The organism is Faecalibacterium sp. Marseille-Q3530 (assembly GCF_017377625.1).
In the GTDB taxonomy this organism is placed as follows: domain Bacteria; phylum Bacillota; class Clostridia; order Oscillospirales; family Ruminococcaceae; genus Faecalibacterium; species Faecalibacterium prausnitzii_E.
This window is the reverse complement of the sequence record NZ_JAFREH010000009.1, coordinates 1-11,827: the sequence shown is the minus strand read 5'-3', so window position 1 is coordinate 11,827 and position 11,827 is coordinate 1. Positions and strand designations below refer to the sequence as shown.

Here is an 11,827-nt window from a genome sequence, read left to right as displayed (position 1 = left end):
CAACTATGGGAAATCCTTTTTTTGCACCCAAAGGAAGGAGTGACCCAATGACAGAAAAGAAAACCACAACCACCGCGCAGAAGCAGCCGGATGGTATCATCACAACACAGCGGAACGGACAGACCATCGTTGCGGAGTTGTTTTTCAATCACAGAAGCGCAGAAACATTCCGCGACAAGCTGCTGAAAGCGATACTTGCCGACTATTCGCATTTTTCTGCGTCTGACGGTCAAGAGCCGTAAAAACGGAATATTTGACGATTGGAACACTCTGGACGAGGAATGTATCGCCAGAGCATTTTCTATTGAAAAAACGCCGTTTTTCCCAAGTCAAGAGCCGAAGAAAACACCCGAAAAATGCCCCTACTGCGTAACAGGGGCGCAGAAAGGAGAGTTTATGAAAACAGGACTGAAAAAGCAGGAAAAGACCACCGATATTTGGTTTGACGAGAAAGACCCCCTTATCCATATCCGCACCCACAACACCGACTTGAAGAACAGGCTGACCGCGTACAGCCGCCGCTTCCCCTCTGTCTGTAAGCTGACCGACAGCGACCCGGAAACGGGCTGTATGGAGTTTGAGATTGCAAAGGGACGCTTCTCTTTCCGTCTGACCGCACCATACAGCGAGGAACGCAGACAGGCGGCAAGCGACTATGCAAAGAAGCATGGTATTTCAGCCGGGAAAAGCAAGCCATGACACAAAGATACAGTAAAATTATTAGGTAAGGACGGTTGATGTCTATGTAAAACGAACAGGAGGATAAAAATTGACTGGAAGCATTTACGGCTATGTGCGTGTCAGCACAAGAGAACAAAACGAGGACAGGCAGCTTATCGCCTTACGCGAGGTAGGCGTTTCAGATAAGAATATCTTTATGGATAAGCAATCCGGCAAAGATTTTGAGCGTCCACAGTACAAAAAGCTGCTTAGAAAAATGAAAAAAGACGACCTGCTCTATATCAAGAGCATAGATCGTCTGGGACGCAACTATGAAGAAATCTTACAGCAATGGCGTATCATCACAAAGGACAAGGGCGTTGACATTGTGGTTTTGGATATGCCCCTGCTTGATACGCGCCGGGGAAAAGACCTTATGGGAACATTTCTCTCGGATATTGTGCTTCAAGTGCTGTCCTTTGTGGCAGAAAACGAGCGCACCAATATCAGACAGCGGCAAACAGAGGGTATCGCGGCAGCAAAGGCGCGGGGTGTGCGCTTTGGGCGACCACCACGCCCCTTGCCGGATAACTTTCATGCTGTTTATCAGAGGTGGCGTGCCGGGAAAATTACCGGCACAGCAGCCGCAAAAGAGTGTGGTATGCCCCTTGCGACCTTTCGCTACCGGGCAGAAATCTACGAAAAAGCCAAATTATTGTAAATAGGCGGTTTTACAGAAAGGTGTACTTTCCTGTAAACCGCCTATTGCTTATAGGTATTTAATATTATACTTCTTCAGACGGCGTTTTTCAAGTCTTGAAATGTAAATATTCGTTTATATCCCGGCTAATTTGTCGATAAAATGCGTTTACAGGAAAGTACACGTTACTAAAGGGATAAGAAGGAGGGATTCGTCATGTTGGTATTCCAAATGCGTAATGTAGATAAAACATCTACTGTTTTGAAACAGACTAAAAACAGTGATTACGCAGATAAATAAATACGTTAGATTAATTCCTACCAGTGACTAATCTTATGACTTTTTAAACAGATAACTAAAATTACAAACAAATCGTTTAACTTCTGTATTTGTTTATAGATGTAATCACTTCAGGAGAGATTACATGAACAAAAATATAAAATATTCTCAAAACTTTTTAACGAGTGAAAAAGTACTCAACCAAATAATAAAACAATTGAATTTAAAAGAAACCGATACCGTTTACGAAATTGGAACAGGTAAAGGGCATTTAACGACGAAACTGGCTAAAATAAGTAAACAGGTAACGTCTATTGAATTAGACAGTCATCTATTCAACTTATCGTCAGAAAAATTAAAACTGAATACTCGTGTCACTTTAATTCACCAAGATATTCTACAGTTTCAATTCCCTAACAAACAGAGGTATAAAATTGTTGGGAATATTCCTTACCATTTAAGCACACAAATTATTAAAAAAGTGGTTTTTGAAAGCCGTGCGTCTGACATCTATCTGATTGTTGAAGAAGGATTCTACAAGCGTACCTTGGATATTCACCGAACACTAGGGTTGCTCTTGCACACTCAAGTCTCGATTCAGCAATTGCTTAAGCTGCCAGCGGAATGCTTTCATCCTAAACCAAAAGTAAACAGTGTCTTAATAAAACTTACCCGCCATACCACAGATGTTCCAGATAAATATTGGAAGCTATATACGTACTTTGTTTCAAAATGGGTCAATCGAGAATATCGTCAACTGTTTACTAAAAATCAGTTTCATCAAGCAATGAAACACGCCAAAGTAAACAATTTAAGTACCATTACTTATGAGCAAGTATTGTCTATTTTTAATAGTTATCTATTATTTAACGGGAGGAAATAATTCTATGAGTCGCTTTTTTAAATTTGGAAAGTTACACTTTTTAATAACGGAGGGAATGGAATGAAAAAACTTGTAACCTTGCTTCTTTCGCTTGCTTTAGTGCTATCTCTTGCAGCTTGTGGCGGAGAAGCGACACCTGACGCATCTGACGATGCCCCCGCTTCTTCTCAAAATGAAGAAAGCACCGAAAACGACAACACCGAAAATCAAATCGTATTTGAGGAAGTTGTTGCCATTGACAACGCAGAGTGTGCGGTAAAAATTACCGAAATCGACCCCGATAATATGTGGGGCTACACTCTGAAAGCACAGCTTGAAAACAAGTCCACAGAGAAAACCTATATGTTCTCTGTCGAGAGTGCTTCCATCAATGGTGTTCAGTGCGATCCAATGTTTGCAAGCGAGGTAGCTGCTGGCAAAAAGGCTAACGAAGAAATCAACTTTAGCACCGATACTCTTGAGGAAAATGGTATTGTTGAATACACAGATATTGAATTGACTTTCAAGGTGTATGATAGCAATGATTGGTCTGCTGACCCTGTTGGAAAGGAAACAATCCATGTCTATCCATACGGAGAAGAAAACGCTGTTGCATTTGTGAGAGAAGCACAGGCTACTGATAATGTGATTATCGATAATGATTATGTTACTGTTATCGTAACAGGCTATGAAGATGATGAGATATGGGGCTATACTGCCAATCTGTTCTTGCTGAACAAGACAGACAAAACGGTAATGTTCAGCGTTGATGACGCATCTGTAAACGGCTTTATGGCAGACCCATTCTATGCAACTTCTGTTTCTGCCGGAAAATGTGCATTTAGTTCTATGGCATGGTCTGATACAACTTTAGAGGAAAACGGAATTACCGAAGTGGAAGAAATCGAAGTCCTGTTTAGAGCATACGATGCTGATGATTTTATGGGCGAAGATTTTGCAAATGAGGTAATTACATTAAATCCGTAACGAGATGAGGTGTGCAACATGAAAACGGCAAAATTAGTAATCGGAATTATCAGCATGGTTTTATTTGTTTTAGTAGCTTTTCAATCTTGCGCTGCCGGATTAGGAAATGCTTTAGCAGATAACGGCGAAGTAAGCGGAACATCAGGAATGTTGCTTGCTTTCTGTATGCTGATTGCAGGCATCGTTGGAGTAGCAACCCGAAAGAGCAAAGGCGGCGGAATTGTTGCCGGAGTATTCTATCTGTTGGGCGGACTGCTGGGAATTGTAAATTACGGTAGCTTCTCTGACCTTGCTATCTGGTCTGTCCTTTGTTTCATTTTCGGAGCTGTCTTTATTTTGGGCTCCTTGAAAATGAAGAAAGCAGATAAAAGTAACACAGACGCGGCAGAATAATATTATTCAAATAACAATAACATAATTCCCCAACAGGGCGACTATTTCCAAACCGAAGTAGCCGCCCTTTTCTTTTACTAAAAATCAAAAAGGAGGGCTACCATGTCGAAGAAAAAACCACCGACCACCATCGAGGAATGTAACGCCGAAATGGAACTGACACAGAAGAAAATCCGGCAGTATGAGAACAGGAACAAAATGCTTGACCGCAAACTTGCCATTGAGAAGCGCAAGGAGCGCAACCACCGTCTTTGTTCGCGGGGCGGCTACCTTGAAAGCCTTGTCCCGGCACTCATTGATATGTCAGAACAGGAAGCCCGCGACTTCCTCTACACCGCGGTTTTCAGCGACAAAGCGCAGGAGTTTTTGAGAAAACGAGCCGGAGAAGCGACACCGAAGAATTACCCTTGCACACAAGGGCGCACTTATACACCCTAACGGGCGTGTGCGCTCTGCCGAGGGCTTTATCTCCGCACCGGGCATTATTGCCTTGTGCAGAGATTGGCGGCTTGCGCCGCGACAGGGAAACCTACACTTTCCCTGCGACAGCTTGCGCTGTCTACCCTTTTGTGTACCCCACGAAAGCGAACACCTTGCTTTGCAAGCTATTCACTTTCATGGGGTTTTGTTGACCGTATCGGGAGGTGATACTATCGCAATCTACCATTGCAGCATTAAGATTGTCAGCCGGGGAAAGGGCAAATCTGCCGTAGCCGCAGCAGCCTACCGCGCCGGAGAGAAGCTGACAAACGAGTGGGACGGACTGACCCACGACTATACAAGAAAAGGCGGCGTTGTTCATTCTGAAATCATGCTGCCGCCCCATGCCCCACCCTCTTTCTCTGACCGTTCTATTCTATGGAACAGCGTGGAGCAAATCGAAAAATCGAATAACTCACAGCTTGCGAGGGAAATCGAAATCGCCCTACCTGTTGAACTTTCAAGAGAGGAACAGACCCGCCTTGTCCGGGAATACTGTTCCTCTCAATTTGTTTCCAAAGGAATGTGCGCCGACTTCAATATCCACGACACAGGCAACGGCAACCCACACGCTCATATCCTTTTGACTATGCGCCCCCTTGATGAAAAAGGCACATGGGCGGCGAAGTCAAAAAAGGAATATGTCCTTGACGAAAATGGGGAGCGCGTAAAGCTGCCAAGCGGCAGATACAAGACGCGCAAGGTTGACCTTATGGACTGGAACAGGCAGGAGAACGCCGACCTATGGCGCAAGGCGTGGGCTGACCTTGCCAACGACTATTTAGAGCGAAGCGGCAGCGCGGAGCGTATCGACCACCGCAGCCATGCAGAGCGTGGTATTGAGGAACTCCCCACCGTCCACATGGGTGTTGCAGCTTCCCAAATGGAGAAGAAAGGCATAGCCACCGACAAGGGAGAAATCAACCGCATGATACAAAAGACCAACCGACTTATGCGGGAAATCCGGGGCTATATCGACAGCTTGAAAGAATGGCTTGCGGAGGTTTTCGCCGCTAAGAAGCAACTGCAAGCTGCCCCGCACTCTCCCGATATTGCCACGCTGCTTACAAGGTATTTGAGCATTGAACGAGAGAAAAGCCGGAAGTATTCACAGGGCTGGCAGCAACAGCATACTGCCGGGGAATTGCAAAAAATCAGCAAGGCGATTGTCTATCTGCAAAGCAAGGGCATTGCTACCCTTGAAGATTTGGACGCTGCCCTTTCCTCTGTTGATGAAGAAGCAAAGCGGCTGAATACAAGCGTTGTTGCCAAGCAGAAGCGCATGAGGACATTGGAAAAGTTTATCGAGCATGGCAGCAACTACAACCGCTTGAAGCCCATTCACGATGAACTGAAAACGCTGAAAAACGGATGGGGCAAAAAGAGAGAAAAATTTGAGCAAGCCCACGAAAGCGACCTCATTATCTGGAACGCCGCCAACCGTTTCCTGCACGCAAATCTGCCGGAGGGTACAAAGTCTTTCAAGGTGTCCGAGTGGCAGAAAGAATTTGACGAACTGAAAGCCCAATCCACAGGCGAATATGAAGAACTGAAAACAAAGCGCAGCGAGGTTAAGGAGTTACAGCAAATCCGAAAGTGCATTGATATTGTAGAGCAAGCCGAGCAGCGCACACAGGAACAGACACACCAAACACCAAGACGCAAAAAGGAGGATATTTCCCTATGACCTACACCAAAGAACAGATTGACCGGGCAAATCAGACCGACCTTGTATCATTCCTGCAAGCCCAGGGCGAACAGCTTGAACGCGCCGGACAGGAGTACCGTTGGAAACGGCACGACAGCTTGACGGTCAGAGAAAACAGATGGTATCGGCACAGCCAGAGCAAAGGCGGCGGTCCGATTGATTTTGTCATGGAGTTTTACGGCAAAAGTTTTCTTGAAGCCGTTGAAATGCTGATAGGCGAACGGGGCGAAGCACCCCCACCCGTCTATCTGCAATTCAGACTACCACCCAAAAGCCCCGACAACCAAACAGCGAGGAACTACCTTACAGCCGCCCGGCGCATTGATGAAGATGTGTCGGGCTTTTTCTTTTCCTGCGGCGATCTCTACGAGGAAGCCGCCCACCATAACGCCGTATTTGTCGGCAGAGATGAAAGCGGCATACCGAGATATGCCCACCAACGGGGAACGGTGGGCAGCTTCCGGCTTGATGTGAAAGGCAGCGACAAGACTTTTAACTTCTGCTACCGGGGCGAGGGCGAAAGGCTTTTTGTCTTTGAAGCCCCCATTGACCTGTTATCTTTCCTCTGCCTGTTCAAAAAGGAATGGCAGAAACAAAGCTATCTGTCATTGGGCGGCGTGAGTGAAAAAGCCCTGCTGCGTTTTCTCTCTGACCGTCCGAATATCAAGACCGTCTATCTCTGCCTTGACAGCGACAAAGCCGGGACAGACGCTTGCAGCCGCCTTAACAGCATTATCCCCCAAGGCTACACCGTCAATCGCCTTGTACCGTTGTTCAAAGACTGGAACGAGGTTTTACAGCGTAAAGAGGAAATTACAGACGGAAAATATCTGCGCGAAGCTGTCTATGGCTTGCGTGAGCCGCAACAGGAAGAAACCGTTGAAATTATCCGCATGAGCGAGGTTGACACACAGACCGTTGAATGGCTATGGGAGCCGTATATCCCTTTTGGAAAGGTAACAATCGTACAGGGCAACCCCGGCGAGGGAAAAACCACCCTTGCCCTGCGCCTTTGCGCCGCCTGTACCAACCGCAAGCCCTTTCCGGCTATGGCAGAGCATGAGCCTTTTAATGTTATCTATCAGACCGCAGAGGACGGTTTGGGCGATACCGTCAAGCCGCGCCTTATGGAAGCGGACGCAGACCTTGACCGGGTACTTGTCATTGACGAGGGCAAACAGGAATTGTCCTTATCCGATGAACGCATAGAAAGGGCAATCCGGCAGACCGGGGCGCGTCTTATAATCCTTGACCCCATACAGGCGTATGTAGGCGAAAAAACGGATATGAACAAGGCAAACGAAATACGCCCTATCTTTCGCCGCCTTGCCGAAGTTGCAGAGCGTACCGGGTGTGCCGTTGTGCTTATCGGGCACTTGAACAAAGCTGCCGGAGGTCAGAGCGCATACCGGGGATTAGGCTCTATCGACTTCCGAGCCGCCGCTCGTAGTGTGCTGCTCATAGGGCGCGTGAAACGAGAGCCGAATGTGCGCGTTATCATTCACGACAAATCTTCCCTTGCACCGGAGGGTAAGCCTATGGCGTTTTCGTTGGGCGCGGAAAGCGGCTTTTCATGGATAGGCGAATATGACATTACCGCTGATGAACTGCTGTCCGGCACAGGCGGCAACACCGAAACCAAGACCGAGCAAGCGGAAAGGTTGATACTCGATTTACTTGCAGACGGTAAGGAAATGGCAAGCGAGGATATTGTCAAGGCGGCAGCCGAAGCCGGAATATCCGAAAGAACGGTACAAAATGCCAAGCGCAGCATGGGCGGCATATTGGGCGCAAGGCGCGTTGGAAGTCAATGGTACAACTTCATCAAGAAGAAGCAGCCGCCCGAAACTGCAAAATGAAAGTGCAAAACGCAGAGCCTTTGCACCTTGCACTTTCGCACTTTCACTTTATCAACTCGCCCCATGTTGACCGCATGGGGCTTTTCTCTTGAAAAAATCCTGTTTTGCGTCAATAAATTGCGAAAAGCACTTGACAAAACGCTTCATGGGGCAATGCGAAAGACATTGAACCATTCATGGCTCCCAAGTTTTCCGACAACATCATTTTAACCAAGACAGAGCGGTTAATGATGAGCAATCGTCCACCTGACCCCAAGAACGCCCGGAACAAAAACGTGCTGGTGGTCGGCGGCTCCGGCTCTGGCAAAACGAGATTTTGGCTGAAACCGAACCTCCTGCAATGCCATAGTTCCTATGTCGTAACCGATCCGAAAGGTACAATCGTGCTTGAATGTGGGCAGGCCATGCTGAAAAATGGTTATAAGGTAAAAGTTCTGAACACCATCAACTTCAAAAAGTCCATGCACTACAACCCGTTCAGCTACGTCCACAGCGAAAAAGACATTCTGAAATTGGTCACTACCCTTATGACCAACACCAAGGGCGAAGGCAGCGGCGGAGACCCATTCTGGGAAAAATCGGAACGTCTTTTGCTGACTGCGCTTATCGCCTATCTGCATTATGAAGCCCCGGTAGAGGAACAGAACTTTGCTACCCTGCTGGAAATGCTCAACACCATGCAGGTGATGGAGGACGATGAAGAATACCAGAACCCGGTTGATCTGCTCTTTGAGGATTTGGCAAAGACAAAACCGAACAGTTTTGCTGGGCGGCAGTACAAACTTTACAAGCTGGCTGCCGGCAAGACCGCAAAATCCATCCTCATTTCCTGCGGTGCTAGACTTGCGCCATTTGACATCCAAGAATTACGCGATTTAACGATGTACGATGAGTTGCAACTGGACACGCTGGGCGATAAGAAAACGGCTCTGTTCCTCATCATGTCGGACACGGATAGCACATTCAATTTTCTCATCAGTATGGTCTACACCCAGCTTTTTAACCTCTTGTGCGACAAAGCGGATGATGTGTACGGCGGCAAGCTGCCCATTCATGTGCGCTGTCTGATCGACGAGTGCGCCAACATCGGCCAGATTCCCAATCTGGAAAAGCTGGTGGCAACCATCCGCAGCCGTGAGATTTCGGCCTGCCTTGTTTTGCAGACGAAAAGCCAGCTAAAGGCTATATACAAGGACAATGCCGACACCATCATCGGCAACATGGACAGTCAGATTTTTCTCGGCGGTTCGGAACCCGGTACGTTGAAAGACCTGTCCGAAATGCTGGGTAAGGAAACGATTGATTCGTTCAACACTTCGGACACCCGTGGCAACAGCCCCAGTTATGGCACCTCGTTCCAGAAACTTGGTCACGAATTATTAAGTCGCGATGAGATTGCGGTGCTGGATGGCGGCAAGTGCATCTTGCAGCTACGCGGTGTGCGGCCTTTCCTCTCGGACAAGTATGATCTGACCCAGCACCCCAACTATAAGCTGACCTCGGATTACGACCCCAAAAATATCTTCGATATTGAAAAATATCTGAACCGAAAAGAAAAAATCCACCCCGGTGATGAGTTCATCGTGGTGGACGCTGATTCGCTCCCGCCTGCCTGACTCGGTAGGCGTTTTTAATTTATCCCGGTCAGAAAAGTGCACCAGAAAATCAACCTTGCTGCGGTTATGCAGTGTAAAACAATAAGATTTCGGGTGTGTACAAATGATCGAAAACGCTTTATAATAAAGGAGAAAAGACTATGGAATTCTTCAACTCTGCTATCGAAGTTCTTCAGACTCTGGTCGTGGCTCTGGGTGCCGGTCTCGGCGTTTGGGGTGCCATCAACCTGCTGGAAGGTTATGGTAACGACAACCCCGGCTCCAAGTCTCAGGGCATGAAGCAGCTCATGGCTGGCGGCGGCGTTGCGCTGGTCGGCATTACCCTGATTCCCCTGCTGAGCGGCCTGTTCGGTTAAGAACGGCGGGCGGCGGTTGCCGCCCGGTACATATTATAATAAGGAAATCCATAGTAACCATCTCACATACAGAAGGTGACGCAGATGAGCGAGATTTTATTGTATCATGGCAGTAAAGAAGAAGTTGTCTATCCCGAAATCCGTATCACACGGTATACAAAGGACTTTTCTTGGGGATTCTACTGCACGAACAACTATCAGCAAGCCTACCGCTGGGCAGACCGCCGTTCTGCCGACGGCCTTGTGAACGTCTACCGCTATGTAGAAAATCCCGACCTGAAAATCCTGCGTTTCCCTGAAATGTCGGACGAATGGCTGGATTTCATTGCAAAATGTCGTGCAGGCGAAACCCATCCCTACGATATTGTGGAGGGACCCATGGCAGACGACACCATTTGGGATTACGTCAACGGATTTACGTCCGGGCAGATCAGCCGTGAAGCATTTTGGGCCTTGGCGAAATTCAAGCATCCAACACACCAGATCAGCTTTCACACCGTAAACGCTTTGCACTGCCTGACCTTTGAGAGGAGTGAACCCATCCATGACCGAAAAGCAGAAAAATGATGTTCTCTATGTTTGCAGCCTGATTGAGACCATTGCCCGCAAGACCAAAAATCATCGGCAGGATGTGATCCGTCACTTTACAAAAGCCGACATCGAACGGCAGCTCCGGCTGGCAGAAGTAAACCATTGCCTGTCCTTTGAGCAGGTTTCGGATGAGCTGATTGAAGATCTCAACATCCCGGAGGGGGATTTTGATACCGCCGCAGAGTGCCGCTACACGGTTCCTTCTGCAACCTCCATCGGAATGCTGTACCAGGGGCTGGTGCTGTCCACCATGAAGGATGATGATGCAGCACAGGCAATTCTGGATGTTTTTTCGTCGTTTATCACGGATGAGATCTCCGATTTCAATTCCAACGTATACTACACCAATCCTGATTATCTCCGCTGCTCCTATCTGGAGGGCAAAATGCTTGCATAACTGAATTATTGTCCTATGCCGATTGCCAAAAAGCAGTCGGCATTTTTGTTTTCATCGGCTTCTGAGGCGATTATTCCATACAGCGGCTTGAGCAGCAGCGGAAAGCCCTCTGCGGTTTGCAGTTTTATTGAATGTCCGTGCCCCAAGCCGTGTTTTTTATCCACCCATCAGTGAAAGGCGGTGTCTTATGCAGTTTTTGACCCACATTATTTTTCTCCTGAACCTTCTCAAGACCCTTATCAACCACTTCAGCTAAGGACGGTGACTGCTGAATGGAAACCGTTCTTAAAGCCATTGCCGACTGGATCAAAGGCATCCTGACGGCAGGCATTATGTCCAATCTTTCCGGCCTGTTCGACGATGTAAACACGCAGGTGGGCAACATCGCACAGCAGGTGGGCACCAAGCCCTCCAGCTTTGAGCCGCGCGTTTTTGCGATGATCGAAGCTCTTTCTCGGAATGTGGTGCTGCCCATTGCAGGCATCATCCTGACCTTCATCGCCTGTTACGAGTTGATTGAAATGATCACCCAGCACAACAATATGGCACAGTTTGAGCCTGCCCTCATCATGCGCTGGATCTTCAAAACGGCGGTGTCGGTGTGGCTCATCAGCAATACTTTCGACATTGTGATGGCGGTCTTTGACCTGACACAGAAGGTGGTGTCTGATTCCAGTGGCATCATTGCCGGAAATACCCGTGTCAACGACATTGGCTTGTCGATGTTGGAAGCAAGCCTGATGCAGATGGATGTAGGCCCCCTGTTCGGGCTGTTTTTGCAGTCCTTCTTCATCGGCATCACCATGCGGATATTGAGCATCATCATTTTTGTGATCGTCTACGGGCGTATGATCGAGATCTACTGCATGGTGAGCCTTGCGCCCATCCCCATGGCGACCTTCGGCAACCACGAGCAGAGCCACATGGGGCAGAACTACC

General features: G+C 47.8%; 13 protein-coding genes and 2 pseudogenes. All 15 read left to right on the top strand.

Annotated features, from left to right (window positions below; translation table 11 throughout):
• Positions 1-47 precede the first annotated feature (47 nt).
• Complete coding sequence (locus J3350_RS08660) at positions 48-242, top strand: transposon-encoded TnpW family protein (protein ID WP_071143486.1); 195 nt, start codon at positions 48-50, stop codon at positions 240-242.
• Positions 243-396: 154 nt separating this feature from the next.
• Positions 397-699 (top strand): hypothetical protein, encoded by a 303-nt coding sequence (locus tag J3350_RS08655; RefSeq protein ID WP_071143485.1) that lies wholly within the window; start codon positions 397-399, stop codon positions 697-699.
• 70 nt (positions 700-769) lie between these two features.
• Positions 770-1,381 carry a recombinase family protein gene (locus J3350_RS08650; protein ID WP_071143484.1) on the top strand — a complete coding sequence of 204 codons (612 nt, stop codon included), beginning with the start codon at positions 770-772 and terminating at the stop codon, positions 1,379-1,381.
• Positions 1,382-1,576: 195 nt separating this feature from the next.
• Positions 1,577-1,660 carry a 23S rRNA methyltransferase attenuation leader peptide gene (locus J3350_RS08645; protein ID WP_001814874.1) on the top strand — a complete coding sequence of 28 codons (84 nt, stop codon included), beginning with the start codon at positions 1,577-1,579 and terminating at the stop codon, positions 1,658-1,660.
• 124 nt (positions 1,661-1,784) lie between these two features.
• Positions 1,785-2,522, top strand: coding sequence for a 23S rRNA (adenine(2058)-N(6))-methyltransferase Erm(B) (gene erm(B) / locus J3350_RS08640; RefSeq protein ID WP_001038795.1), 738 nt, complete (start codon positions 1,785-1,787; stop codon positions 2,520-2,522).
• Positions 2,467-2,645: pseudogene (locus J3350_RS08635) on the top strand (rRNA adenine methyltransferase); the annotation flags it as partial. The gene erm(B) and the pseudogene J3350_RS08635, both read left to right, overlap by 56 nt.
• A gap of 861 nt (positions 2,646-3,506) precedes the next feature.
• Entirely contained in the window at positions 3,507-3,881 is a 375-nt protein-coding gene (locus tag J3350_RS08625) for a hypothetical protein (protein WP_072851246.1), read from the top strand.
• Positions 3,882-3,983: 102 nt separating this feature from the next.
• The gene (locus tag J3350_RS08620) at positions 3,984-4,319 is read left to right on the top strand and encodes a DUF3847 domain-containing protein (RefSeq protein ID WP_071143482.1); all 336 of its coding nucleotides are present in this window, start codon (positions 3,984-3,986) and stop codon (positions 4,317-4,319) included.
• Between the two features lie 214 nt (positions 4,320-4,533).
• Positions 4,534-6,048 (top strand): MobQ family relaxase, encoded by a 1,515-nt coding sequence (mobQ, locus tag J3350_RS08615; protein WP_071143644.1) that lies wholly within the window; start codon positions 4,534-4,536, stop codon positions 6,046-6,048.
• Positions 6,045-7,928, top strand: coding sequence for an AAA family ATPase (locus J3350_RS08610; RefSeq protein ID WP_071143481.1), 1,884 nt, complete (start codon positions 6,045-6,047; stop codon positions 7,926-7,928). The genes mobQ and J3350_RS08610 overlap by 4 nt, the downstream gene beginning before the upstream one ends.
• A 137-nt stretch (positions 7,929-8,065) precedes the next feature.
• Positions 8,066-9,544 (top strand): annotated as a pseudogene (locus J3350_RS08605) (VirD4-like conjugal transfer protein, CD1115 family); the annotation flags it as partial.
• A 140-nt stretch (positions 9,545-9,684) separates the two neighbouring features.
• A complete protein-coding gene (locus tag J3350_RS08600; protein ID WP_055186938.1) occupies positions 9,685-9,900 on the top strand; it encodes a Maff2 family mobile element protein in 216 nt (71 codons plus the stop codon).
• 84 nt (positions 9,901-9,984) lie between these two features.
• The gene (locus J3350_RS08595) at positions 9,985-10,467 is read left to right on the top strand and encodes a DUF3990 domain-containing protein (protein WP_005943070.1); all 483 of its coding nucleotides are present in this window, start codon (positions 9,985-9,987) and stop codon (positions 10,465-10,467) included.
• On the top strand, positions 10,445-10,888 hold the full coding sequence (locus tag J3350_RS08590; protein ID WP_112122232.1) for a hypothetical protein: 444 nt from the start codon (positions 10,445-10,447) through the stop codon (positions 10,886-10,888). The genes J3350_RS08595 and J3350_RS08590 overlap by 23 nt, the downstream gene beginning before the upstream one ends.
• 272 nt (positions 10,889-11,160) lie before the next feature.
• A partial coding sequence (locus J3350_RS08585) for a VirB6/TrbL-like conjugal transfer protein, CD1112 family (RefSeq protein ID WP_207686260.1) occupies positions 11,161-11,827 on the top strand: 667 nt, incomplete at its 3' end.